Annotated in this window: 22 protein-coding genes; 14 read left to right on the forward strand and 8 right to left on the reverse strand. The window is 53.0% G+C overall.

All coding sequences use genetic code 11. The annotated features are described in order from the left end of the window. Positions 1 to 74: 74 nt before the first annotated feature. Positions 75 to 752 carry a DUF502 domain-containing protein gene (locus GOV45_RS11795; RefSeq protein WP_170477710.1) on the forward strand — a complete coding sequence of 226 codons (678 nt, stop codon included), beginning with the start codon at positions 75 to 77 and terminating at the stop codon, positions 750 to 752. Here GOV45_RS11795 and GOV45_RS11800 read toward each other — a convergent pair whose 3' ends face one another. Continuing rightward, a complete protein-coding gene (locus GOV45_RS11800; RefSeq protein ID WP_170477715.1) occupies positions 753 to 1,778 on the reverse strand; it encodes a patatin-like phospholipase family protein in 1,026 nt (341 codons plus the stop codon). A gap of 99 nt (positions 1,779 to 1,877) precedes the next feature. Continuing rightward, positions 1,878 to 2,651: a 3-hydroxybutyrate dehydrogenase gene (locus tag GOV45_RS11805; RefSeq protein WP_170477718.1), complete on the reverse strand. Its 774-nt coding sequence runs from the start codon at positions 2,649 to 2,651 to the stop codon at positions 1,878 to 1,880. 300 nt (positions 2,652 to 2,951) lie between these two features. Here GOV45_RS11805 and GOV45_RS11810 point away from each other — a divergent pair, with 300 nt between their 5' ends. The 4 genes from GOV45_RS11810 (at position 2,952) to GOV45_RS11825 (ending at position 6,726) form a co-directional block, all read left to right on the forward strand. Next, the gene (locus GOV45_RS11810) at positions 2,952 to 4,766 is read left to right on the forward strand and encodes an extracellular solute-binding protein (protein WP_170477722.1); all 1,815 of its coding nucleotides are present in this window, start codon (positions 2,952 to 2,954) and stop codon (positions 4,764 to 4,766) included. A 32-nt stretch (positions 4,767 to 4,798) separates the two neighbouring features. Beyond that, on the forward strand, positions 4,799 to 5,623 hold the full coding sequence (locus GOV45_RS11815) for a helix-turn-helix domain-containing protein (RefSeq protein WP_170477724.1): 825 nt from the start codon (positions 4,799 to 4,801) through the stop codon (positions 5,621 to 5,623). A gap of 27 nt (positions 5,624 to 5,650) precedes the next feature. Continuing rightward, positions 5,651 to 6,310, forward strand: coding sequence for an aquaporin (locus tag GOV45_RS11820; RefSeq protein ID WP_170477726.1), 660 nt, complete (start codon positions 5,651 to 5,653; stop codon positions 6,308 to 6,310). Between the two features lie 188 nt (positions 6,311 to 6,498). Continuing rightward, the gene (locus GOV45_RS11825; protein ID WP_170477728.1) at positions 6,499 to 6,726 is read left to right on the forward strand and encodes a hypothetical protein; all 228 of its coding nucleotides are present in this window, start codon (positions 6,499 to 6,501) and stop codon (positions 6,724 to 6,726) included. Here GOV45_RS11825 and GOV45_RS11830 read toward each other — a convergent pair. After that, a complete protein-coding gene (locus GOV45_RS11830) occupies positions 6,723 to 7,346 on the reverse strand; it encodes a helix-turn-helix domain-containing protein (protein ID WP_170477731.1) in 624 nt (207 codons plus the stop codon). The two genes, GOV45_RS11825 and GOV45_RS11830, sit on opposite strands and share 4 nt — an antisense overlap. A 65-nt stretch (positions 7,347 to 7,411) precedes the next feature. On the opposite strand from GOV45_RS11830, the gene GOV45_RS11835 reads away from it, so the two are divergent. The 5 genes from GOV45_RS11835 (at position 7,412) to GOV45_RS11855 (ending at position 13,266) form a co-directional block, all read left to right on the forward strand. After that, complete coding sequence (locus GOV45_RS11835; RefSeq protein ID WP_170477732.1) at positions 7,412 to 8,929, forward strand: class I adenylate-forming enzyme family protein; 1,518 nt, start codon at positions 7,412 to 7,414, stop codon at positions 8,927 to 8,929. Continuing rightward, a complete protein-coding gene (locus tag GOV45_RS11840; protein WP_170477733.1) occupies positions 8,926 to 9,585 on the forward strand; it encodes a DsbA family oxidoreductase in 660 nt (219 codons plus the stop codon). The genes GOV45_RS11835 and GOV45_RS11840 overlap by 4 nt, the downstream gene beginning before the upstream one ends. A 74-nt stretch (positions 9,586 to 9,659) precedes the next feature. Further along, entirely contained in the window at positions 9,660 to 10,868 is a 1,209-nt protein-coding gene (locus GOV45_RS11845) for a multidrug effflux MFS transporter (protein WP_170477736.1), read from the forward strand. A gap of 59 nt (positions 10,869 to 10,927) precedes the next feature. Next, the gene (locus tag GOV45_RS11850; RefSeq protein WP_170477738.1) at positions 10,928 to 12,592 is read left to right on the forward strand and encodes a tetratricopeptide repeat protein; all 1,665 of its coding nucleotides are present in this window, start codon (positions 10,928 to 10,930) and stop codon (positions 12,590 to 12,592) included. Then, positions 12,589 to 13,266, forward strand: coding sequence for an SH3 domain-containing protein (locus GOV45_RS11855; RefSeq protein WP_170477741.1), 678 nt, complete (start codon positions 12,589 to 12,591; stop codon positions 13,264 to 13,266). The genes GOV45_RS11850 and GOV45_RS11855 overlap by 4 nt, the downstream gene beginning before the upstream one ends. Here GOV45_RS11855 and mfd read toward each other — a convergent pair. Together mfd and GOV45_RS11865 are read right to left on the reverse strand one after the other, a co-directional pair. Beyond that, on the reverse strand, positions 13,263 to 16,718 hold the full coding sequence (gene mfd / locus GOV45_RS11860) for a transcription-repair coupling factor (protein ID WP_437436521.1): 3,456 nt from the start codon (positions 16,716 to 16,718) through the stop codon (positions 13,263 to 13,265). The two genes, GOV45_RS11855 and mfd, sit on opposite strands and share 4 nt — an antisense overlap. An 18-nt stretch (positions 16,719 to 16,736) precedes the next feature. Next, positions 16,737 to 17,264: a component of SufBCD complex gene (locus GOV45_RS11865; protein ID WP_170477746.1), complete on the reverse strand. Its 528-nt coding sequence runs from the start codon at positions 17,262 to 17,264 to the stop codon at positions 16,737 to 16,739. 120 nt (positions 17,265 to 17,384) lie between these two features. Between GOV45_RS11865 and hemB the strand changes: the two genes are divergently transcribed. The 4 genes from hemB to GOV45_RS11885 all read left to right on the forward strand — a co-directional run bounded on the left by hemB (position 17,385) and on the right by GOV45_RS11885 (position 22,215). After that, on the forward strand, positions 17,385 to 18,383 hold the full coding sequence (gene hemB / locus GOV45_RS11870) for a porphobilinogen synthase (RefSeq protein ID WP_170477748.1): 999 nt from the start codon (positions 17,385 to 17,387) through the stop codon (positions 18,381 to 18,383). A 140-nt stretch (positions 18,384 to 18,523) separates the two neighbouring features. Further along, the gene (locus tag GOV45_RS11875) at positions 18,524 to 19,096 is read left to right on the forward strand and encodes a YSC84-related protein (protein ID WP_170477751.1); all 573 of its coding nucleotides are present in this window, start codon (positions 18,524 to 18,526) and stop codon (positions 19,094 to 19,096) included. 166 nt (positions 19,097 to 19,262) lie between these two features. Further along, a complete protein-coding gene (locus GOV45_RS11880; RefSeq protein WP_170477752.1) occupies positions 19,263 to 21,725 on the forward strand; it encodes a penicillin acylase family protein in 2,463 nt (820 codons plus the stop codon). Between the two features lie 91 nt (positions 21,726 to 21,816). After that, on the forward strand, positions 21,817 to 22,215 hold the full coding sequence (locus GOV45_RS11885; protein ID WP_254447985.1) for a nuclear transport factor 2 family protein: 399 nt from the start codon (positions 21,817 to 21,819) through the stop codon (positions 22,213 to 22,215). A gap of 18 nt (positions 22,216 to 22,233) precedes the next feature. Here the strand turns inward: GOV45_RS11885 and GOV45_RS11890 are convergent, their stop codons facing one another. Genes GOV45_RS11890 through hfq form a run of 3 tightly spaced genes read right to left on the reverse strand, consistent with a single transcriptional unit; the run spans position 22,234 to position 24,076 of the window. Beyond that, entirely contained in the window at positions 22,234 to 22,521 is a 288-nt protein-coding gene (locus tag GOV45_RS11890) for a putative quinol monooxygenase (protein ID WP_170477755.1), read from the reverse strand. Between the two features lie 44 nt (positions 22,522 to 22,565). Continuing rightward, complete coding sequence (hflX, locus tag GOV45_RS11895) at positions 22,566 to 23,837, reverse strand: GTPase HflX (RefSeq protein WP_170477757.1); 1,272 nt, start codon at positions 23,835 to 23,837, stop codon at positions 22,566 to 22,568. After that, positions 23,837 to 24,076, reverse strand: coding sequence for an RNA chaperone Hfq (gene hfq / locus GOV45_RS11900; protein ID WP_010440340.1), 240 nt, complete (start codon positions 24,074 to 24,076; stop codon positions 23,837 to 23,839). Before hfq ends, hflX begins: the two co-directional genes overlap by 1 nt. Positions 24,077 to 24,180 lie beyond the last annotated feature (104 nt).

Below are 24,180 nucleotides of genomic sequence, written 5' to 3' on the forward strand. Positions count from 1 at the left end.
GCCCTATTGTACCGATGCCCGGAACTGCTTAACTAAATTCTCAAATCACTCAGGACTACATAGCCAGAAACATAATGAACACACCATTCGACGAAGAGCCTCATCGCCGCCCCGGTTTGTTAGCCGGTCTTCGCGCGTCTTTTTTGACGGGTATCGTCGTGATCGCCCCGGTTTGGCTGACGATTTGGCTAATCTGGTCTGTTGTGGGATGGATTGACAGCGCTGTTCTGCCACTGGTCCCGCAGCGTTTCCAACCCGAGGAATATGTCGGCATTAATCTGCGCGGCGTCGGCGTCATTATTTTCCTTTTCTTCACGATAATTGTTGGATGGATCGCCAAGGGCATTTTGGGCCGGTCGCTAATACACTTTGCCGAAAGTGTGGTGGATCGCATGCCTGTCGTCCGGTCTGTTTATTCCGGGATCAAACAAATCTCGGAAACCGTATTTGCGCAGACCGAAAGATCATTCGAAAAAGCTTGCCTGATCCAATATCCACGCCGGGGAATTTGGGCCATCGGCTTTGTTTCGACTACAGCCCGCGGCGAAGTCAGTACACGCGCAGAAACCAGTGGAGAGTTGTTAAGCGTCTTCGTCCCGACCACCCCAAATCCAACGTCCGGCTTCTTGCTGTTTTTCCCAGCTGAAGACGTTATCCTGCTAGATATGTCGATTGAAGACGCGGCAAAACTCGTAATCTCGGCTGGGCTTGTCTATCCCAACGACAAGGACCCCACGCAACCGCCTGAATAATCAGCCGAACATGGCAGGAAGGTCGACAGTGCTGCGCTCGCCCAAGTCGGATTTGTGGTTGCGCAAAAAGGCGTCGGCAGCGGACTGACCCGCGTGTTTCAGGCGGTGCAACACAACTGGGTTCGGCACAATTTTGGTTGCCGCCGAAAGGTCGTTCATCAAGGCATCATCAGCGATCATGTGGATGAGAACACGGCTCATTTCCCCGGCTTTCAACTTACCGTCTTGTAGTAGGCGCTGCACGAAACTAATTGCCCGCAATTCTCTGAACAGTGAGGAGTTAAAGCTGATTTCGTTGATGCGGTTTTGAATTTGCTGCGGCGTCTTTGGCACCTCGTCCCGCTCTAGCGGATTGATATTCACGATAACAACATCGTCTGGCAAGTCCCCGTTGAACAGCGGGTAAAGAGCCGGATTTCCAGTATACCCGCCATCCCAATATGCCTCAGTTCTACCGGATTTCGGATCAAAAATTTCAACTGCCTTGAACAAGTTCGGCAGACAAGCCGACGCCAATATTGCATCCGTCGAGATTTCCTGCCCAGTAAACACCCTAATCTTGCCGCTCCGGACACAGGTCGCACAAACAAACAGGCCAGGCCCATCTTCTGCACATATTTCATCGAAATTGAATCGGTCTACTACCGGCTCTAAAGGATTGCGGTAAAATGGACCGTAGGCGTACGGCGACACGAGACGGGACCACGTGTCGGCCATTGAGAATGGAACTGAATATTCCAATGCTTGCGCAATATGCGCAGGTTCCAAGCCGCGCATCCAAAGGGCAATTCGCATGTCGCCAATGGCTCCCATACGCTTCCACAAACCGTCCAGATTGTCCCGTGCGCCTTGGCGCCCGGCATGAACCATTCCGGATTTAAAGGCAGCACCGTTCAAGGCACCGGCAGAGGTTCCCGTGATAGCCGCAACCTCAATGTCTTCTTCATCCAGCAGCCGGTCCAAAACACCCCATGTGAAGGCTCCATGTGCTCCGCCGCCCTGCAATGCCAGATTTATTCGTTTCAACTTCGCGCCCCCGTAACAATTCCAAATTCCATTGGAAGCTCGATTGTGGATACGCCGTCGGAACCAAAAACAGTGATCACAGGAAGCAACTTTAGATCGTCACAAAGCTGTCCAGCCCCCATCAACCGAGATCGTCGTACCCGTGATCTGTGCAGCTGCATCCGAGCATAGAAAAACCGCCGTGCCGCCAAGTTGTTCGACCGTTGCAAATTCTTTGGATGGTTGCCGCTCTAGCATGATGTTCTTAATCACGTCCTCCCGGCTCATGCTGTATTCTTTCATTGTGTCAGGGATCTGAGCCTCGACCAATGGAGTCAGGACGTAACCGGGGCAGATCGCGTTACAGGTAATCGGCTCTTGCGCTGTTTCCAAGGCAATTGTCTTGGTCATGCCGACTACGCCATGTTTTGCCGCCACATAGGCCGCCTTGTAGGGAGATGCCGTTAAACCATGGGCCGAGGCAATATTGACGACGCGCCCCCAACCCGCTTCTCGCATCATTGGTAGAGCAGCTGCCACCGTGTGAAAGGCAGAGTTCATATTGATCGCTATGATCGCGTCCCATTTATCGACTGGAAATTGGTCAATCGGCGCGACGTGTTGAATACCCGCATTGTTGATCAAGATGTCGCAGGAACCTGCTTGCTCGATCAGTGCACGGCATTCCTCGCCCTTGGACATGTCTGCCTTTATGTACCGCGCGTTGGTGCCCGTTTCTTGGGCGATGCCGGCAGCCAGTGCGTGGTCTTCATCGCGATCAGTAAAAGAATTCAGGATCACGTCCGCTCCGGCTTTGGCCAGTTCCCGCGCAACACCCAGACCGATACCCGAATTCGAACCGGTGATGATTGCAGTTTTTCCTGACAGGCTCATGCCACCTCTCCCACAGAGTCGATTCACTAACACAGTGCCATGCTGCACCTGCAAAGAAAACGGGGAAACGTCGCCGCAGTTTGCCACATGCAGCACCAACCCTATTGCCAAAAAAAACGCCCGCACGAAGCGGGCGTTAAGTTATTGAGGCAGGTTTCATACAGGCAAGAAACCTATCGAGCAGTGCATCCTTTATAAGCAATTCCGCGCCGTCATCCAAGCTAAAAGTTTGATAATATGAAAAATCATGGGTACGATGAATCTCAAACAAAATAAGGCCAGAGCAGGATTGTTTCCAAAATGAGCCCCAATATTCTCTGCCGCGTCCGATCAATGATCGTGGGAATCGCACCGATTTTTTCCGCGACTTTCGCGCACGCAGATTCGGCCCATGGCATAGCTATGTATGGAGACCCTGCCCTACCACCGGATTTTGTGTCTCTACCCTATGCGAACCCCGATGCGCCTAAGGGCGGTAGGGTCGTGTTCGGCAATACTGGCGGGTATGACAGTTTGAATCCATTTGTCCAGAAAGGCACCTCTCCCTGGCAATTGCGATTTTGGACGCACGAGGGGCTGATGGGCCGATCTTGGGACGAACCCTTCACTCTTTACGGTTTGTTAGCCGAATCAGTTGATACTGCACCCGATAGGTCTTGGGTGGAATTTACACTGCGGGAAGAAGCCCGTTTTTCGGACCGCAGCCCTGTTACAATTGACGATGTTATCTGGTCATATGAAACGCTAGGCACACAAGGCCATCTACGCTATCGCGGGTTATGGGGCAAGATCGACAGCATCGAACAAACGGGACCGCGCAGTGTTCGAATTACTTTCAATGAACCGGACAGGGAACTGGCCCTGATCGCTGGACTGCGCCCGATTTTGAAAAAGGAACAATGGGACGGTAAAGAATTCGCTGACGCTCAGCTGCATGACGTCCCAATCGGGACTGGCCCATATGTTATCGATGACTACGAGGCCGGGCGTTACGTCAACTTGCGTCGCAATCCCGATTATTGGGGCGCCGACATTCCTTTTCGCCGCGGCACCATGAACCTTGATGACATTCGCATCGAGTTTTACGGAGATGGCACCGTGTTGTTTGAGGCGTTCAAAGCCGGAGAGCTGTCGGCTGTGCGCGAGTTCAACGCTGACAAATGGGAAACGCAGTATGGTTTCCCTGCGGCCCAACGCGGAGACATCGTAAAAACCGAAATTCCCCATGGCAAACCATCAGGCATGACTGGTTTTGTGATGAATACCCGAAAAGCTCCGTTTGACGATTGGCGAGTGCGTGAGGCATTGATGCTCGCGTTCAACTTTGAATTCATAAACGACACGATCACTGGAGGCGCACAGCCCCGTATCACCTCGTATTTCTCGGGATCTGATCTTGCCATGCTACCTGGTCCGGCCACAGGTCGCGTAAGGGAGCTGCTTGAACCGTATGCCGACGACCTGCCGCCGGGCGCGTTGGAGGGTTACTCATTGCCTGAAGGCGATGGATCGGCAAGAAACCGGGCCAATATCAGGAAAGCGTCACAGCTGTTGGCAGAAGCAGGTTGGACAATTCAAGACGGAGTTTTGCGCAATCAAAACGGCGACCCGTTATCGATTTCAGTTCTGCTACAACAAGGTGATACGGACAATCAAACAGCTGTGGAAATCTATGCGCGCGCCTTGGAGCGGCTTGGCATCAAAGTAACGACGGAATTGGTCGACAGCGCGCAATTTGCAGGACGAACGTCTGAGCATGATTTTGAAATAACAGTATTCCGCCGTGCGCTTTCCCTATCGCCGGGTAACGAACAACGCTTGTATTGGGGGAGTGAAAACGCGAATACGCCGGGCACGCGGAATTTGATGGGCGTGACCTCATCGGCCGTTGACGGGCTGATCGACGAAATGTTGGCGTCGGAAGATCGCGAAGACTTCGTGGCCGCGACACGAGCATTGGATCGTGTTCTTACAACTGGCCGTTATGTGATACCGATCTGGAGCTTCGACGTCGGTCGGATCGCCCACGCCAAAGAACTTAAATTTCCAGATACGCTTCCAATTTATGGCGATGGACCGGAATATATGCCTCAGGTCTGGTGGTACGAGGATTGACAGCGGCCTCTTACTTCCATAATTCGTGAAATATGGAAGTAAAATTGCAGGACAAGTTAGGCGCCCTAGCGCATCCAAAGCGGCTGGAGCTGTTTCAGTTGCTGATGCGCCGCTATCCAGACTCGGTGCCGGCAGGTGAAATCGCAGCGGCGCTATCATTCAAGCCAAACACGACATCAACCTATCTCAACGCACTGAAGTCTGCAGATCTTATCCAGCAGGCCCGCGACGGCACATCGCTTCAGTACAGCGCAAACCTGCCAGCAATTCGCGGTCTGTTCGATCAACTACTAGGCAATTGCTGCCAAAACCGCCCAGATCTCTGCCTCCAAGCAACTAAAGACACCGTAATGACCAGCAAGGATCGCATACTAAACGCGCTGTTTATCTGCACCGGAAACTCTGCCCGCTCAATCATGGCTGAGGCTATTTTAAATTCGGAAGGTGACGGAAAATTCCGCGCTTATTCCGCAGGAACTGCTCCTTCAAATGCCCCAAGCCCTACGGTTTTGGACCTGTTGGAGCAAAAGGATATCGATACAAGCAGTTTGCGCTCGAAATCGGTGGAGGAATTCTCTGGTCCTGACGCGCCAAAGATGGACTTTGTTTTCACGGTCTGCGATCACGCCGCGAACGAAACGTGCCCCACATGGCCCGGCCAACCGATGAGCGCCCATTGGGGATTGGCCGATCCGGTCAAAGCACAAGGAACAGATGCGCAAAAGAAACTGGCCTTTCAGCAAACTTACGGATTATTGCGCAATCGGATCACAGCGTTTGTCAGCCTGCCATTTGAGACCCTTGATCGTATTTCTTTACAACACAAAGTGGACGATATCGGCCGGATGACCGATTGATACACTCGCAATCCTAGGAAATCTGTAATGCAAGCCCGACAGTATTTTGCTGAATTCCTTGGCACTGCCTTTCTGCTGATCGGCGTGGTCGGCTCTGGAATCATGGCCCAGACTTTGTCGGAAGGGAACGTTGCCTTGGCCCTTTTAGCCAATGCGATTGCGACGGGTTGTATCCTGTTTGTGATAATCGCCACCCTTGGCCCCGTGTCTGGCGCCCATTTCAACCCAGCCGTGACATTGGCCTTTGCCATGCGAGGTGAACACCCGTGGAAAGCGGTTGCCCCCTACATTCTAGTTCAGTTGGCAGGTGGAATCATCGGCGTCTGGGCCAGTCACTACATGTTTGACCTGCCAATCCTACAAACCTCGGAGACACTGCATCGCACTGGTTCGCATCAATGGTTTTCAGAAATTATCGCGACTCTGGGCCTTCTTTTTGTAATTTTCGGCGGAATTCGGCACAAACCGGATACGGTACCAGCGCTTGTGGGTCTCTATATTACGGGCGCCTACTGGTACACATCATCCACAAGTTTTGCTAATCCGGCCGTAACAATCGCAAGAGGCCTTACAGACACCTTTGCTGGCATATATCCCGGTCACATTCCAATGTTCATTTTAATGCAAATTTTTGCGGTGTTTATCGGACACATAGTCCTGAACTGGCTATTCAATCCCGCGGATTGAGGGGTCTACACCCGCTCACCTAAAAACAGACTTATACGGCTTTTTTGATCCATGTTGAGGGGGTATTTCGTCGACCTAGCAGACGAAAAGAGCTGCGACATTTTGTCATGTCAGCAGGAGTGTCCGCGCATTCGTACGCTAGTTGAGGGGAGAGCAGTCCTGAAAACCGCCATAAGGAAGGCTCGCAAATGCTGAATTGGGCTGATCTTACGCAAGACTGGAGCGCTTTGTATTCACGCGCGAAACTCAGGTTTCCGAACCTGCGTGACAAAGACATGGCGACAATGCGCAAGGATCGCAAACAATTCGAAGCATACTTGGCTGAGCGTCACCACCTAACAGTCACCGAAGCCCGAGAAGAGCTTGAAGACTTTCTATATACCGAGGGATTGAAGCGAGAGATTACGGCTCGCTAAGCCAGCGACGTTACCCAAAGGATGGTGGCATCTTCGTCGCTGACGGAAACGACATTATGGCCCATGCTGGCATCATAATATGCGCTGTCCCCTCGTCGCATCTCAACCGATTCATAAAACTCGGTATACAGCCTGACGACCCCTGTCAGAACGTAAAGGAATTCTTCACCGTCGTGGCGCACCCAACCATCGAATTCTTCCATTGACCTCGCCCGAACACGAGCGCGGTATGGCAGCATTTGCTTGTTGGTCAGAGTTTCGGCCAAAAGTTCATGCTCGTAAGTGGTGGTGGCATGGGCAGTTCCGTCGCCCATCTTGGTGACAGCCATTCGCCCCAATACCTGATCGCGCTGCGGCGGAGTAAAAAGCTGCGGCACTGAAATCTCTAGACCCGTAGCAAGCTTTTTCAGGGCGTCATATGTCGGCGACATCTGCCCGTTTTCGATCTTGCTAAGCGTCGAACGCGCAAGGCCCGCCTGGCTGGCCGCCTGTTCCAGCGTCCAGTTGCGGGCTTTGCGAAGCTCGCGGACTCGCGCTCCAAGATCCAGCGGCTCAATGTGCGCCGGCTCGCCACTGTCGCGCGCAATTCGAATTAGGGATTTCGGATCACTTGTCGTCATAGCCAACTCTATAGGGCCAGCGCGACGTGCTTGCAACGCGCCAGCTACCGAGTTAGCCAGACCTCATGCTTTCTGTTTTTGATCAGGGTCCTGCCAAGCCCTGCCCCGCTCCATTCAACATGGCAGCGCATGTATTGCGAAAAGCCGAAGAACATGCCGAGAAAAAGGCCCTTTCTATTTTGCGAAATGACGGCTCTGAAGACTGGAGTTATCGGGAACTAAAGTCGGCGATTTTGGGAACAGGCACAGGGTTACTAAAAGCTGGGCTGCGCCCGGGCGACTTGGTGCTCTTGCGCCTAGGCAACAGCGTCGAATTTCCAATCGCTTACCTTGCGGCCATCGCGGTGGGGATCGTGCCGATCCCGACATCGTCTCAGTTAACGGAGACAGAGACCGGACAGATTATCGAAGATCTTTCTCCTACCGCTGTTCTACGCGACCCGGAAATTGCCTGCGCACCTCATACCTACCAGATTACACTAGACGAACTCGCAAGTATGCGTGACCTGTCGCCAGCAGAATTCGAAATGGGTGATCCGAACCGACTTTGCTATGTTATCTACACCTCTGGCACTTCGGGCAAGCCCCGAGCGGTTGCCCATGCGCATCGGGCGATCTGGGCACGGCAGATGATGGTTGATGGTTGGTACGGTCTTAGCGAAACGGACCGCTTGTGCCATGCAGGAGCGTTCAACTGGACATACACTTTAGGTACTGGGCTAATGGACCCGTGGACTATCGGCGCGACTGCCCTGATCCCCAAACCAGGTACTGATCTAACGAATCTGCCTAGGCTGTTGCAGGCGCATCGCGCCACAATATTTGCTGCTGCACCCGGAGTTTTCAGGAAACTCCTGCAGAATCCTAATCTGCCTGAAATGCCCGACTTGCGTCATGGGTTATGCGCGGGCGAAAAGCTGTCCCGTCACCTTCATGAACATTGGAGCAAATCTACAGGGACGGAGCTCTACGAAGCTTACGGGATGTCCGAGTGTTCGACTTTTATCTCATCCAGCCCATCACACCCCGCCCGGGATGAAGCGCTTGGACGGCCGCAACTGGGTCGTCGCATTGCAATCGTTGGTCCGAACGGTCCCGTTCCACAAGGACAAGAGGGCACCATTGCCATTCACCGTGAAGACCCTGGTTTGATGCTTACATACCTGAATGCCCCCAACGAAGCCGAAGCAAAGATGCAAGGCGAGTGGTTTTTAACCGGAGATCAGGGTGCGATGGCCGTGGACGGACAGATCACTTATTTGGGTCGAGATGACGATATGATGAACGCTGGTGGGTACCGCGTATCGCCGGTCGAAGTGGAAGCTGTTCTGGCGCGTTATCCCGGCATTACCCAAGTTGGAGCCGCCGCGGTTGAGGTCAAGCAGGACTCGGCCATTATCGCTGTCTTCTATACTGGACCAGAAAAGCTGGACGAAAACGCGTTGCGCACTTATGTCTCCGAAAAGCTGGCGCGCTATAAACAGCCGCGCGCCTTTGTTCACCTCTCAGCCATGCCCACCGGGGGCAATGGCAAACTCCTGCGCCGCGCCCTGCCGGCCTATTTTAAGGCATCTGTTGAATGAGCCAGACCGTCAAACTTGACATCATGTCCGACCCGATCTGCCCTTGGTGCTATATCGGCAAAACGCACTTGGACAAGGCTTTGGCCGCCGTGCCTAACCACCCCTTTGTAATTGAATGGCACCCATTTCAGCTTAATCCCGACATGCCCACCGTAGGTATGGATCGCCGGGAATACCTTGAACGAAAGTTCGGCGGCAAGGATGGCGCTGTGAAGGCATATGCACCCGTTGTAGAACATGCCGAAAAAGCCGGCCTGTCTATCGATTTCGAGGGCATGAAACGTACGCCGAACACGCTGGACGCGCATCGGCTCATCCACTGGGCCGGGATCGAGGGCAAACAGGATGCTGTCGTCGATGCACTTTTCAAGGCCTACTTTGTCGAGGCCCGAGATATTGGCGATCACGAGGTACTGGCCGATGTGGCAGACAGCGTTGGTATGGATGCAGCGGTTGTGCAAAAACTGCTGAAATCAGACGCCGACCGCGAAGACATTAGTGATCGCGACAAGCACTCGCGGCAGATGGGCGTAAACTCGGTTCCCACCTACATTGTCGCGAACCAGCATGCCGTACCAGGTGCGCAACCTCCTGAGTTATGGGGGAAAGTGATTGATGAGATAATGTCTCAAATTGAGGCTTCATCTGCAGAATAACACATATCACTGTGCATTTTCCGACCTAGTTCCACCCGCCTCACCATGATAGCGCGGACCGGAAGGAGTGTTTGATGACCAGCCGCATGTCACGGGGTGAGTTCATTGCGCTTATCGCAATGATGTTCGCCACGATTGCCTTTTCGATAGATTCGATGCTGCCTGCGCTGCCGGAAATCGGAGCGCAACTCAGCCCCACTGATTTGAATAAGGCACAACTGATCTTAACATCATTCGTTTTAGGAATGGGTATTGGCACTTTCTTTACCGGTCCGATCTCGGATGCTCTTGGTCGCAAGCCGGTGATTTACGCAGGTGCGTCGCTTTATGTTGTTGCGTCGGTCATTGCGTGGGCCAGTTCTTCACTGGAAGTTTTACTGGCAGCCCGGGTTTTGCAAGGGCTAGGGGCCGCCGGCCCCCGTATCGTCGCGATGGCGATCATTCGCGATCTGTATTCGGGACGCGAAATGGCGCGCATCGTTTCGATAGCAATGATGATCTTTACGTTGGTCCCTGCAATTGCACCAATGCTGGGCGCGGGTGTGATTGCGCTGTTCGGATGGCGCTCTATATTCGTCTCATTTATCTTATTTGCCACAATCATACTGATCTGGATGACCATGCGGTTGCCAGAATCACTTGCTGCCGAGAACCGCCGCCCTTTCCGCCTGCCTTTGATCATAGCGGCAGTAAAAGAAATGTTTCTGCACCCGACGGTTCGGTTGTCGATTTTTGTTCAAACGTTGTGCTTGGGTACTTTGTTTACCATGCTAACGATGGTCCAGCCAATCTATGACGTGATACACGACCGTGCCGACAGCTTTCCTTTTTGGTTTGGCTTTGTCGCTTTGATTTCTGGTTCAGCCAGCCTGCTGAATGCAGCAATTGTAATCAGGGTTGGGATGCGTCGTATCGTGACGTGGGCTTTGGGGTCGCAAGCGGTCATCACACTGGCTGTGATCCTGCTGAACTCATCTGCACTAACTCCAGAAGGCTCATTTGCGTTGTTCGTGTTTTGGCAGACGACTGTCTTCTTTTTAGCGGGCGTAACCTTGGGCAACTTGAACGCCATCGCAATGGAACCCATGGGACATATCGCAGGCATGGCAGCCTCGGTAATCGGAGCAGTTTCAACAGTATTAGCCGCCGCTATTGCCGCGCCAGTCGGTTTGCTGTTCGACGGATCGATCGCTCCGTTGGCAATTGCGATTCTTACCATGTGTGTTTTCGGTTTTGTGCTGATGCTGCATATGGGTCGGATAGAAGACAGATTGTTGGCCTGATCTGTGCATGAACGCGGAATCGCGTTATCCTGACCCTGTTTTCCGGGGAGGGAGTTGTAATGAGTTACGATTATGATCTGGGGACTTACACTTGTCCCGTAACGACCTCTTCGTCTGAGGCGCAGGTTTGGTTCGACCGAGGCCTGGTTTGGACCTATGGCTATAACCACGATGAGGCAGTCGCATGCTTTCAACGCGCAGTTGACGCCGATCCGGACTGCGCGATGGCTCATTGGGGTGTAGCGTACGCCGCTGGCCCAAATTACAACTTACCATGGGATTTGCGTGATGATCAGGGCCGCGCCAAGGCTCTGGCCATCGCTTTTGATGCGACTCAACAGGCCTTGAGGCTGATCGACCAGTGTTCACCGGTTGAACAAGCGCTTATTCAGGCGTTGCCGTCCCGCTACCCTCAGCGCGAACCAATCGAGAACATGCATCAATGGGATTATGAATATGCAGATGCCATGCGCTCTGCGTTTTCCGCCCAGCCTGATCATCTGGACCTACGAACGATTTATGTCGAGGCTTTGCTGAATCTGACCCCTTGGAAAATGTGGGACCTGAAAACCGGCCAACCAGCTGATGGCGCAGCTACGTTGGAGGCCCAAGATGCTTTGGAAAAGGCCATGTCGGACGACCCCGACGCCATGACCCATCCCGGACTTTTGCATTTGTACGTACACCTGATGGAGATGTCCCCGACCCCAGAAAAAGCTCTTAAAGCCGGCGATGTCCTACGCACATTGGTGCCTGATGCGGGCCATCTGGTTCATATGCCCACACACATTGATGTTTTATGCGGCCATTACCACGATGTTGTCTACTGGAACGAAAAAGCTTCGGTGGCAGATTTGAAGTATTATGAGCGCGAAGGTGCATTCAACATCTACACCGGGTATCGCCAACACAATTACCATTTTGCAATTTACGGTGCGCTGTTTCTGGGTCAGATCGAACCGGCTTGGCAGGCCAATGAAGGCCTTTGGGAAACGACACCGGAAAAGATGTTGCAGATCGAAAGCCCACCCATGGCAGATTACTTTGAAAGCTACATGTCAATGGGTCCCCATATCTTAGTTAGATTTGGTCGATGGGACGAAGCAAAGGCGTTGAAACTACCGTCGGATCCAGATTTGTACCGCACTCTGACTGCAACAACACATTATGCCCGGGCGGTAGCCTTTGCCGCTACGGGTCATATCGCTGATGCAGAAGAGGAAGAAGAACGGTTCCTTGCCGCCAAGGTTCGGGTGCCCGAAACGCGACGACTTCACAATAACAGAGTCATTGATCTTCTTGAAATCGCTACGGAAATGCTTCGCGGTGAAATCGAGTATCGAAAGGGAAATTACGAGTCCGCATTTTCGCATTTACGGCGTTCTGTCGAACTGGACGATACTTTGCCCTATGACGAGCCGTGGGGCTGGATGCAGCCAACGCGTCACGCTCTGGGCGCACTCCTATTCGAACAAGGGCACCTTGCAGAAGCTGAAATCGTCTACCGCGAGGATTTGGGGCTGGGCGGCGAACTAAGCCGTGCATCGATCCACCCGGACAACGTTTGGAGCTTAAAGGGTCTGCATGATTGCCTTAATGCGCGAGGAGAGGACCTTGAAATTAAGCAAATCAAGCAGCGTCTTGACCTTGCTCTTGCCCGCGCGGATCGCGCTGTCGCAGCCTCTTGTTTTTGCGCTCAGGCCGCTATGAAGGCCGCAGAATGAAACTGAAATTTGCCGTGGCGATTGCTTTGATTTGCACTTCAGCCATAGCAGATCGTCAGACATTCCCGCCAGTGGACCAGGCAGACCGCGATGCAACTCTGGTCGCATTCCGTGCCGAATTGCTGGCAAAGATACAAGCTCGCGACATCGAAGCAGTCGTTGCATCGGCATGTCCTGAAATTTACCTCAGTCACGGTGGCGAAGGTGGACCCAACGAGTTACGCGCCAATTTGATTATGAATTCTGAAGGGGCAGATCGACTGGTTGGCGTTGAAGCCAGCGAACAAATCGATGCGTATTGGACTGCATTGCAAAACACGTTGTCGCAACCGGGATACTTTGACGATCAGGGAGAATTCTGGATGCCGCATCAATGGCAAATCACGCTCCCCGCCCGCTTAGATCCTGCGATTACCTATTTTGTGACTGGTGAAAATGTTTCACTTCGTACAGGTGCATTTCAAGGCGCGTCGATCAGCGCTCTTATTAGTCATGAAGTTATAATCGTACCGCAATTTCAGCCTGACTCAGATTATCAGCAAGTTCTTTTGACCGATGGGACCACAGGTTTCATGCACAAAGATTATCTTTGGTCCATGATCGGCTATCGTGCTGCAATTGTTAAATCAGAAGATGGCGACTGGCAGCTTTGTAGTTTTGTCACTGGCGACTAGGTCTTTGTCTTTTTCTTCTCAGCTCTCGCTTTTTCCGCCAGATCTCGTGCAATGGCGAAAGCGCCTTTGATCTTATCGCTATCCTTTTTCCAATCGCGACGAACAACAATCTTGTTATCCTTGACCTTAGCCAAACCACGTTGGTTCTGGATAAACTCGACCAATCCTTGGGGGGATGCAAACTTGTCGTTGTGGAACTGAATGGTTGCACCCTTTGGCCCGCCATCAAGCTTGGCGATTCCAGCGCGTTTGCACATCGCCTTGATGCGTACGACTAACATAAGCGTGTTAACCTCTTTTGGCAGTGCGCCAAAACGGTCGATCAGTTCAGCTGCAAACCCCTCGAGCTCAACTTTTGTGGAAAGAGAAGACAGACGGCGATAAAGGCCCAGGCGCACATCCAGATCGGGCACGTATTCCTCTGGGATCAATACCGGAACGCCCAGATTGATCTGCGGAGCCCATTGGTCATCAGCATCGCTTAAACCTTCCATTTCGCCTGCTTTTATCTTGGCAATAGCTTCTTCCAACATCGACTGGTAAAGTTCATACCCTACATCGCGCATCTGGCCGGATTGCTCTTCTCCCAGCAAATTGCCCGCACCGCGAATGTCCAGATCCTGCGATGCCAACGTAAATCCGGCCCCTAACGTATCAAGCGACCCTAAAACCCGCAGGCGTTTCTCGGCAGCTGGTGTTAAACGTGTGCGTGGTTTGGTGGTCAAATATGCGTACGCTCGCGTCTTTGATCGCCCTACCCGGCCGCGTATTTGATAGAGCTGGGCAAGCCCGAACATATCCGCGCGATGCACGACCATTGTGTTTGCCGTGGGTATGTCCAATCCGCTTTCGACAATGGTCGTCGCCAACAGCACATCGAATTTTCCATCATAAAATGCGTTCATTCGATCGTCGAGCTCGCCCGCCGCCATCTGACCATGCGCGACTACGAAAGTGAGTTCAGGGAGTTGTTCTTTAAGAAAATCTTCGATTTCAGGCAGGTCTGAAATACGCGGAACGACATAAAAGCTCTGCCCGCCGCGGTAGTGCTCGCGCAGCAACGCTTCGCGAATTGTTACGGCGTCGAATTCACTGACGTATGTCCGGATCGCAAGTCGGTCGATGGGCGGGGTGCCAATGATTGACAAATCCCGAACCCCGGTCAACGACAGTTGCAGGGTCCTAGGGATGGGTGTGGCAGTAAGCGTAAGCACGTGAACATCACTACGCAGCTGCTTAAGTCTTTCCTTGTGGGCGACGCCAAAGTGCTGTTCTTCATCGATAATAAGAAGACCCAGGTTGTTGAACTTAATACCCTTGGCCAACAGAGCGTGCGTACCGATGACAATATCGACTGTGCCGCGAGTCAAACCATCCCTGGTCTGTTGGGCCGCTTTGCCTGAAACAAAGCGCGACAATTGCCGAACTTCCAACGGAAAACCCCGGAAACGATCTGAGAAACTGGCTGCATGTTGCCGAGCCAACAGCGTTGTTGGAGCAATAACTGCCACCTGCACACCTGACATTGCTGCGACAAAGGCGGCACGCATGGCAACCTCGGTCTTTCCAAAGCCAACATCGCCGCAGATCAGACGATCCATCGGCGCGCCGGAATGCATATCCTCCATAACTTCGGCAATAGCACGAAGTTGGTCGTCAGTTTCCTGATAAGGGAAGCGCGCGCTGAATTCTTCCCATGCGTGTGGCGGTGGGTCCATAACCGGCGCCTTGCGCAGCGCGCGTTCAGCCGCAATGCGGATCAACTTGTCCGCCATCTCGCGAATGCGTTCTTTTAGTTTGGCTTTTTTGGCCTGCCAAGCCCCGCCGCCCAGGCGATCAAGCAATCCTTCTTCGTGGCCATACTTTGATAACAGCTCGATATTTTCGACAGGTAAGTACAGCTTTGATTGTTCGGCATACTCCAATAACAAGCATTCGTGAGCCGCACCTGCCGCAGTAACAACCTCCATTCCCTTATAGCGACCGATACCGTGGTCTACGTGAACGACCAGATCGCCGGGACTGAGTGATTGCGTTTCTGTCAGGAAGTTCTCAGCCTTGCGGCGTTTTTTTGGTGCTCGGATCAGGCGGTCCCCCAGCACATCCTGTTCCGCAATTACGGTCAGATCATCAGATTCGAACCCGTGTTCCAAAGCCCAAACGGCCAAATGAAGGCCGCGTTTCCCCACACCTGAACCGTCTGAAACCAGAATTGTTTCGGCCAGCCCCTCATCCTCGATCAATCCACTTAAACGTTCGCGTGCACCGTCTGAGTATGACGCAATCAATACCGGTCCATGGACCATCCGGTCTTTGATATGACTTGCCAGCGCAGCGAACAAACTGATGTTCTCTTGTTGGCGTTCGGGTGCAAAGTTGCGACCAATTCGTCCACCTGCGTCAATCACACCCGGCCCACTGGCCTGTGGTAAAGGACTGAACTGCATGACACGTCGGTCCCCGACCGCCTCCTCCCACGCTGCGTCATCCAAATACAGCAGATTTGGAGGTGCCGGCTTGTAGACAGTGTCCATTCGCGACCGGTTCTCCAACGCCATACGTCGCGTCTCGTACTGATCCTTTATACTATCCCATCTTGCTAACCGTGCTGGTGTGACCTGGTCATCCAGTGTCAGAGTCGCTCCTGGAAGATAGTCAAACAGAGTTTCCAGCCCGTCGTGAAAAAAAGGCAGCCAGTGCTCCATCCCTTGGTGCTTGCGACCGGCGCTGACAGCCTCGTAAAGCGGATCGTCGGTACCTGCCGCGCCGAATTCGATGCGATAATTCTGCCGGAACCGCGTTATCGCCGTCTCGTCCAAAATAATCTCTGAAACAGGAGCCAATTCAACAACGTCTAGCTTTTCAGTCGTGCGTTGGGACACGGGGTCAAACCGACGCGCACCGTCCAGTACATCGCCAAACAAGTCCAGCCGCACCGGACCAGACTCTCCCGGAGGGAAAATATCGAAGATTCCACCGCGGATAGCGTAATCTCCAGGTTCCATGACTGTTGGGCTCTGAGTGAACCCCATACGCACCAAAAAACTCCGAAGGCCATCTTCGTCAATGCGGTGATCAACTCGGGCAGTAAAGGCTGCTTCGCGCAAAACGCCCCGGGCGGGAACTCGCTGTGTCGCTGCATTTAGCGTAGTCAGCAGAACAAATTGCCGGGGCATTTTGTGAACGAGCGCGGCAAGTGTGGCAACGCGGGCGGCTGAAATGTCCGCATTGGGAGAAACCCTGTCGTACGGTAAGCAATCCCATCCGGGAAACAGAAAAACCGGCATCTCCGGCGCAAAAAACGCAAGCGCGGCCCGCATTGCCTCCATACGCTTATCATCGCGGGCAATGTGGAGGACCGGGCCGCCTGACCGATGGATTTCCTTTAGAACAAGTTGCGCGTCAAACCCTTCGGGAGCGCCGCCGACCGTCACATGGATCGGAGCCTTCATTGCCATGCCTTTCCGATTCTACCAACCCAGAACGCCGATGGAAAAGTTCTGATACATACCCCAAAGCGATGTGACCAGTATCGAAACCACACCAATCATCTGTGTGAAGACCCTGCAGCGTGTCAGGGTTTTGGACACATTTTCGAGTGTTGGTTCCAGCGTCTTCAACTTACGAGCAGCCGAAAGGTTGATTGCGCCCACGAAACATAATGGAAACAAAAGTAAAAAGAGCGCCTGCGCAAATTCAACGCCGTAGTAAAAACCCAATATCGCCAGACCAGTGAAAACAAAACAACCGAGCGCAAGTATCACAAGGCCCGAAACTTCCATTACATAAAGTAACCGATTGCAATTTATGCGCACGATATCCAACAAGTCTTGTTCGGATTGACCTTTGACACGTCGCGCGCGTACGACCAGATCGTAGGGCACGCCCATGATCCAATGACTAACGGAAGACCATAGCACAGCCAATGCGATCCAAAACCACAGATTCGAAAAGCTGCGCATATCAATGAGTTCAAAGATCGAAGAGTATATGTCCAAGCGTCAGCCCTTTATTCACGGCCTTCAGTAGGGTTTGTCTTGCCGACGCGATCATTGGCACCCTTGAGACTGCATGGAATTCATGCCACCCAATGCAAAAATGTTCAAGGAGACTGCGCAATGAAACCAACCATCGCACCGTATCCTCTGGCCCGTTTCCGTCGCGCGCGCAAATCACAAGCGATCCGAGGGCTGGTCCGGGAAAACACGCTGACTACTGATGACCTTATTTGGCCGGTTTTCGTTCGTGACGGAGAGGGCGTAGAGGAGCCAGTGCATTCTATGCCTGGCGTCAAGCGTCGGTCTGTTGATTTGGTCGCAAAGGCAGCTGTGGAAGCACAGGCTTTAGGTATACCTGCAATCTGCATTTTTCCTTATACCGATGCGTCTCTGAAAACCGAGGATTGCGCAGAGGCATGGAACCCAGACAACCTTTCAAACAGAGCCATTCGCGCCGTTAAAAAAGCTGCGCCTGATCTTGCCGTAATGACGGATGTTGCTCTGGACCCCTACAATATCAATGGTCATGATGGGTATGTCGTTGACGGTGAAATCGTGAATGACCAAACTATCGAAGCTTTGGTCAATATGACGTTGGCGCAGGCCGAGGCCGGTGCTGATATCATCGGTCCCTCTGACATGATGGATGGGCGAATAGGCGAGATGCGTCGCGCGCTTGAGGCTGCAGGGCATCATAACGTTATGATTCTCAGCTATGCAGCAAAATACGCCAGTTCTTTCTACGGACCGTTTCGTGATGCCGTCGGCGCGTCTGGCGCGTTGAAGGGTGACAAAAAAACCTACCAGATGGACCCTGCCAATTCCAACGAAGCTCTGCGCCTGATCGAACGTGACCTGACAGAAGGCGCTGACATGGTCATGATAAAACCCGGCATGCCCTATTTGGATATTTGCCAAAGGGTCAAAGAAACCTTCGGAGCGCCAACATACGCGTACCAAGTGTCAGGGGAATTTGCCATGATTCAGGCCGCCGCCCAAAACGGGTGGATCGACGGTGAAAAAATAATGTTGGAAAGCCTTCTTGCTTTCAAACGCGCCGGTTGCGACGGCATTTTGACCTATTTCGCACCTGAAGCGGCCAGAACCTTGCAAGGCTAAATCACCATTGCCACGCAACTTTTCGCCGATTCACTGGGCGCTGGATGCAGCTTTTCCGTGACATGGCGCAGTATTCGGCGTACTCTTGCACATAAGATCGGGATCACCCGGCAAATCAGGCAGTTACACAGAGAAAAAATATGAGCAGTTCCAATTTCCCTCGACTGAACCGTCGTGGCTTTGCCTTAGGCATTGCAGGTCTGACATTTACGGCCGCATGTGGCAATGGCGTTGGAAATTCCAATGCGGCCAAAATTGACGCTCGCGTCGATGCGACGTTGAACGAAATGTATACCAAGTACCCGAACACAATCGAAATTGCCGACAAATCGAACGGCATGCTGGTTATGCCTCTGATAACCGAAGCTGGATTCTTCTTTGGCGGCGGCTTTGGCCAGGGCGCGTTGCGTATTCAGGGGGCAACTGTCGATTACTATTCCGCAGTCAAAGGCACTGCCGGTCTACAGATTGGCGCGCAGCAATATGCGCATGTACTTTTCTTCATGACCGAAGATGCACTGAATGATTTTCGTCGCTCGAGCGGTTGGACCGCTGGCGCAGACATTGGTTATGTCGTTGATGCAACAGGCAGCACATTGTCAGCGACCACAACAACATTAAGAACACCCGTTATTGCGGCGATATTCGGTCAGGCCGGACTGTTGTTCGGGGCCACAGTCGAAGGCACCAAATATACGCGTATTATTCCATAACCCCAAGCAGCAAGACCCCTCGTTGATGAGCCTCGCCGGACTATTTGGCGGGGTTCATCAAATTTTTGGGTCCAGAGTTCGATGCGAACGGTAAAACTCTTTCGGTTCAGTCGGGGTTCTACTAATCTTCGACCCACCGAAAACGGATTGGGAATGTGGGGCAGGAATGGGGCTTGTTTTTCGTTGGCTAGTACGGATTGCGACAGGTCTAATTTTGCTGATATTGGCGGCCGTAGGTCTTGTTTATTTTTTGGCCAGCCAGTCCCTACCCACCTACAACAAGACTGTTGAAGTAGCGGGAATAAACGCACCCGCTGAAATTGTGCGTGACACCGCCAATGTTCCCCATATTTTGGCGCAAACCGATCCGGACGTGTTCTTTGGTTTGGGTTACGCACATGCGCAGGACCGGCTGTGGCAGATGACCATGTTGCGCCGAACAGTTCAGGGGCGTTTATCTGAGGTTTTCGGCGCACGCACAGTTCACATCGACAAGTTATTGCGAAGGCTTGATCTTTATGGACTGGCGCACAGGTCCTTCGATGTCCAAGATGACTATACCAAGGCTGCGTTACAGGCCTATGCCGCCGGAGTAAACGCGAGGTTGGATGAAATCAACGAAATGGCACTGGGGCGCGGAGCACCTGAGATGTTCCTGTTCAACGCTCCAGTATCGCCATGGCAACCGGGCGACAGTATTGCAGTAATTAAGCTAATGGCGCTGCAATTATCGGGTCACTTGCAGAATGAAGTACTGCGCGCGCGCACGTCGCTTATGTTGGATGATCCTCAGCGTTTGACAGATGTTCTGCCGGATGTCCCCGGCCCAGGCATCGCCGCATTGCCGGAATATGCCCATCTGTTTCCTAACTTGCCCCGTTTCGCCTCAGGTACGGTTCTGCCGGAAACGCCTCTCTCTCCTATTTCCGGCCGGGGTCTATCTGGTGCTTCCAACGCTTGGACCGCTGCGCCCTCTCGATCGGCCAGCGGCGGCACGCTTCTTGCCAATGACCCGCATCTAGGTTTCACGGCACCGGGCGTTTGGTATCTGGCCCGGCTGGAACTGGCCAAAGGAGGCGTTATCGGAGCCACAATTCCCGGCGTTCCGGCCGTCATGGCTGGACGCAGTGACCGGCTGGGATGGGGTCTCACATCGTCCTACCTGGACGATCAGGATGTACATATTGAAAAACTAAACCCCGAAAATCCCGAAGAATACCTGACCCCCAATGGCCATCAACGGTTTCGAGCCCGTCCATCAATCATAGAAATCAAAGACGAATCCCCGATTACTCTAACGCTACGCTGGACCGAAAACGGTCCGGTACTGCCAGGAACCCATTACGATCTTGAGACTATCACCCCGCCGGGTCACGTCGCTTCGCTATCCTGGACCGCGCTTAGCGCCAGGGACACGTCAATGACAGCGTCCATGGCATTAATGAACGCAGATTCAGTGCGTCAGGCTATTGTAATTGCCGAAGATTTCATTGCGCCTTCGCAGAACTTGTCGCTGGTGGACAAGGAGACAATCGGAATGAAGGTGATTGGCGCTATGCCCCGGCGCGATCTTAACAACCAAAGTCGGGGGCGCATTCCGACCCCTGGATGGCTAGCCAGAAATCGATGGCAAGGCCGCCTGCCCTACGCGGACAATCCCGAGTTTGTTGCGCCCGTCGGTGGCGTTCTGGGAAATACAAACAACAAAGTAATCGACCGACCGTTTCCATTGCACGTCTCTTATGAATGGGGCGATTCACAACGGGTTCACCGTTGGGAAAGGCTAATGCAATCCCGCGAAGTACACACACGCGACAGCTTTATCGAGGCGCAGCTGGATACTGTAAGCTTCACCGCCCGCTCTCTGTTGCCGTTGGTTGGCGCCGATTTATGGTTCACTGGTGAGTCCGCGCCAGAAGGTACCCTGGAACGTCAGCGCCAGATTGCCTTGGATTTGCTGGCAAATTGGAATGGTGAGATGAATGAGCACCTTCCCGAACCTTTGATCTATGCAGCGTGGCTTCGTGCGCTTCAAATCCGGTTGATCTCGGATGAGCTCGGTCCTTTGGCCACCGAATTCAAGCATGTCGAGCCGCTGTTCATCGAGCGCGTCTATCGCGACATCGAAGGTGCCTCCGTCTGGTGCGATGTAGAGCAAAGCGCCCCGATCGAGAATTGCACCGACATGGCTCGGTTGGCATTGGACGATGCACTTATCTGGATATCCGAACGCTATGGCAGCGCCCTGGAATCTCTTCGTTGGGGCGACGCGCATCAGGCAACCCACGATCACACCGTCTTGGGAAAGGTTCCGCTGCTTCGCTATTTCGTCAACATTCGTCAGTCCACAAGCGGCGGAGACAACACCTTGCTGCGAGGGCGTACTTCTGGCGGAGGGCCGGATCCATTTCAAAATGTGCACGGTGCAGGCTATCGGGGCGTGTACGACTTTGCTGATCCTGACAGTTCGGTTTTCATTACGGCTACGGGCCAATCCGGCCATTTCCTTTCTCGCTATTACGATGATCAGGCTCAATTGTGGCGGCGAGGAGAGTATATTCCAATGTCACTGGACATCGGACTGGCACGTGCTGCGGCCGTTGGAATCACGTTGCTGACTCCACGCTGAAGAAATCGGCAATTCCCCGCCCCTTTTAGCTTATGTCGTGGACGAAAGCGCATCCAATCGCCTAGTCTAACCGCAACGAGGGATAGGGGGAATGAGCATGGCCAGCATGCGGGATCTGCTGAACAATTTGGCAAGGGACTATGCCATTGCTTGGAGTTCTGGCGATCCCGAGGCCGTAGCTTCGTTCTTTGCTAAAGATGGTCACATTACGATTAATCGCGGTGACCCCATTAAAGGCCGTGCGGCTATTGCAGACATGGCGAGCGGGTTTTACAGCGAGTTTCCTGATCTAGAAGTCCGATGCGACATGATGCGCTGGGCGGGCACACACGCTATTTTCGTCTGGACGTTGGAGGGACACCACGCCAAGACCGGCAACCGCGTTGTTACCCGTGGATGGGAAGAATGGGAACTCGATGCCGAACACAAGGTCCAATCATCGCTAGGATGGTTCGACTCGGATGATCACCAGCGACAGATTGATGGCTAGTGGACGCTGGACTGCATCCTATTCGCCCTCTTCCACTTTCACTGTGTAGTCGCGCGGGACACCCTGGGTGACTGTAAACCAATCCGAAGCTTTGGTTCGGCTCTGATGAGCGTCAAAAGCTTCCTGATTTTCAAAAACTTCCGAAACGTTAAAACGGCCTGGTTGAACGGTATCTTCGACAACTTCAAAGGAAATGCACCCAGGCTCAGCGCGTGTCAGCTCGATATGCCGCGGCAAAGCAGACCGCACCTGCTGCAATTTATCTTCAGGTACGTCCAAGAACCCTTGAAGGTATACTTTTGCCATTCCATCCTCATTCGCATTCAATAAATTCAAAATGGCACCTTGGATCAAAGACCGTCGAACTTCGCCGCCTGTTTATCGGTCCAAAGCACGTTAATAACAAACCCATCATCGGTTTGTTCTTCTGAGCGAACAACATCTTGCCGAAAAAGCCAGGCGCGTTTGTCTCCCTCTGCGAAGCTAAGCTTTAATGTTTTCTCGTGTCTGGTACCCTGCAATTGCGTAGCGATTTCCGCCAGTAAAGTTTCGAGACCTTCTCCAGTGATCGCCGAAATGGCAAAAATTTTTTGATCGCGTTCCGCCCGCGCCAAAGCGGCTTCGCGTTCGTTCTCGCTCAGCAGATCTATTTTGTTCCAAACCTCAAGCCTCGGGCGCCCTTCATCCACGCCCAATGAGTCTAAAATAGTCTCCACGTCCTGCGCCTGAGCGTCACTCTCTTCGTGACTAATGTCCCGAACGTGTACGATCAGGTCAGCACCCAACACTTCTTCCAAAGTAGCGCGGAACGCAGCGACCAACTCGGTCGGTAGGTTAGAAATAAATCCCACAGTATCCGAAAGGATAACTTCGGGCCCATCCGGCAACTCAACCCGACGCATGGTCGGATCCAAAGTGGCAAACAACATATCCTTTGCCATTACTTCCGCACCAGTCAGGCGGTTAAACAATGTGGACTTGCCTGCGTTGGTGTAACCGACTAGAGCGACAATTGGGTAAGGCACCTTGGCCCTCGCAGCCCGGTGCAATGTTCGGGTCTTAACAACCTTCTGTAGCTGACGGCGCAGTCGCACAAGCTGCTCATCAATTGCACGGCGGTCAGCCTCAATCTGGGTTTCCCCCGGACCACCGACAAAGCCCAACCCGCCCCGTTGCCGCTCCAAGTGGGTCCATGCGCGAACCAAACGCGTACGCTGATAGCTAAGCGCGGCCATTTCGACCTGCAGCACACCTTCGCGTGTTCTTGCGCGATCAGAGAATATTTCCAGGATCAAGCCGGTTCGATCAAGAATCTTGACCTTCCAAGCTCTTTCCAAATTGCGTTGCTGCACAGGCGTTACCGGGCCGTCGATCAATACAAGCTCGATCTCACTTTCACGAAACGTTTCGCCCAATTCTTCAATCTTGCCGCTACCGAACAGCAAACCGGGTTGGGCACGTTGCAGGCGCACGATTTCGGACCCGATTACAACTAAATCGGGCAAAGCGGCAGCAAGCGAAACCGCTTCTTCCAACGCGGGCTCAGGAATGCGGCGTTGTTCATCTGTTTTGATTTCGGGATGCAACACCCAAGCTCGGGTGCGCGCCCGGTCATGTTCCATCAAGAGGCGTCTTCGCCCTCATACAAGCTGATCGGCTGCGATGGCATAATGGTGGAAATCGCATGTTTATACACAAGCTGCGACTGTCCGTCGCGGCGCAATAATACGCAGAAATTATCAAACCAAGTGATCACGCCCTGCAATTTCACACCGTTGATCAGGAAAATCGTGACCGGGACTTTTGCTTTCCGTACGTTATTCAGGAACGCGTCCTGCAGATTCTGTCTGTCCGAAGCCATATTTTTATAATCTCGCCATTTTTCTTGCTACGCGCTGCGGACCAACGCGCTCCCTCTGGCTGAGTATGGAGTGGCAAGCACAGATATTCCAGACGAAAAATTGT

This window comes from Ruegeria arenilitoris, from assembly GCF_013035425.1.
Classification (GTDB): domain Bacteria; phylum Pseudomonadota; class Alphaproteobacteria; order Rhodobacterales; family Rhodobacteraceae; genus Ruegeria; species Ruegeria arenilitoris_A.

What these genes read in the sequence shown, in the direction of transcription:
- GOV45_RS11880 (WP_170477752.1), top strand. Translation starts at nt 19,263, where the DNA reads ATGGGGCTTGTTTTTCGTTGGCTAGTACGGATTGCGACAGGTCTAATT.
- GOV45_RS11855 (WP_170477741.1), top strand. Translation starts at nt 12,589, where the DNA reads ATGAAACTGAAATTTGCCGTGGCGATTGCTTTGATTTGCACTTCAGCC.
- GOV45_RS11875 (WP_170477751.1), top strand. Translation starts at nt 18,524, where the DNA reads ATGAGCAGTTCCAATTTCCCTCGACTGAACCGTCGTGGCTTTGCCTTA.
- GOV45_RS11820 (WP_170477726.1), top strand. Translation starts at nt 5,651, where the DNA reads ATGCAAGCCCGACAGTATTTTGCTGAATTCCTTGGCACTGCCTTTCTG.
- GOV45_RS11830 (WP_170477731.1), bottom strand. Translation starts at nt 7,346, where the DNA reads ATGACGACAAGTGATCCGAAATCCCTAATTCGAATTGCGCGCGACAGT.
- hfq (WP_010440340.1), bottom strand. Translation starts at nt 24,076, where the DNA reads ATGGCTTCGGACAGACAGAATCTGCAGGACGCGTTCCTGAATAACGTA.
- mfd (WP_437436521.1), bottom strand. Translation starts at nt 16,718, where the DNA reads ATGAAGGCTCCGATCCATGTGACGGTCGGCGGCGCTCCCGAAGGGTTT.
- GOV45_RS11815 (WP_170477724.1), top strand. Translation starts at nt 4,799, where the DNA reads ATGGAAGTAAAATTGCAGGACAAGTTAGGCGCCCTAGCGCATCCAAAG.
- GOV45_RS11840 (WP_170477733.1), top strand. Translation starts at nt 8,926, where the DNA reads ATGAGCCAGACCGTCAAACTTGACATCATGTCCGACCCGATCTGCCCT.
- hflX (WP_170477757.1), bottom strand. Translation starts at nt 23,837, where the DNA reads ATGGAACATGACCGGGCGCGCACCCGAGCTTGGGTGTTGCATCCCGAA.
- GOV45_RS11890 (WP_170477755.1), bottom strand. Translation starts at nt 22,521, where the DNA reads ATGGCAAAAGTATACCTTCAAGGGTTCTTGGACGTACCTGAAGATAAA.
- GOV45_RS11805 (WP_170477718.1), bottom strand. Translation starts at nt 2,651, where the DNA reads ATGAGCCTGTCAGGAAAAACTGCAATCATCACCGGTTCGAATTCGGGT.
- GOV45_RS11825 (WP_170477728.1), top strand. Translation starts at nt 6,499, where the DNA reads ATGCTGAATTGGGCTGATCTTACGCAAGACTGGAGCGCTTTGTATTCA.
- GOV45_RS11795 (WP_170477710.1), top strand. Translation starts at nt 75, where the DNA reads ATGAACACACCATTCGACGAAGAGCCTCATCGCCGCCCCGGTTTGTTA.
- GOV45_RS11850 (WP_170477738.1), top strand. Translation starts at nt 10,928, where the DNA reads ATGAGTTACGATTATGATCTGGGGACTTACACTTGTCCCGTAACGACC.
- hemB (WP_170477748.1), top strand. Translation starts at nt 17,385, where the DNA reads ATGAAACCAACCATCGCACCGTATCCTCTGGCCCGTTTCCGTCGCGCG.
- GOV45_RS11845 (WP_170477736.1), top strand. Translation starts at nt 9,660, where the DNA reads ATGACCAGCCGCATGTCACGGGGTGAGTTCATTGCGCTTATCGCAATG.
- GOV45_RS11835 (WP_170477732.1), top strand. Translation starts at nt 7,412, where the DNA reads ATGCTTTCTGTTTTTGATCAGGGTCCTGCCAAGCCCTGCCCCGCTCCA.
- GOV45_RS11885 (WP_254447985.1), top strand. Translation starts at nt 21,817, where the DNA reads ATGAGCATGGCCAGCATGCGGGATCTGCTGAACAATTTGGCAAGGGAC.
- GOV45_RS11810 (WP_170477722.1), top strand. Translation starts at nt 2,952, where the DNA reads ATGAGCCCCAATATTCTCTGCCGCGTCCGATCAATGATCGTGGGAATC.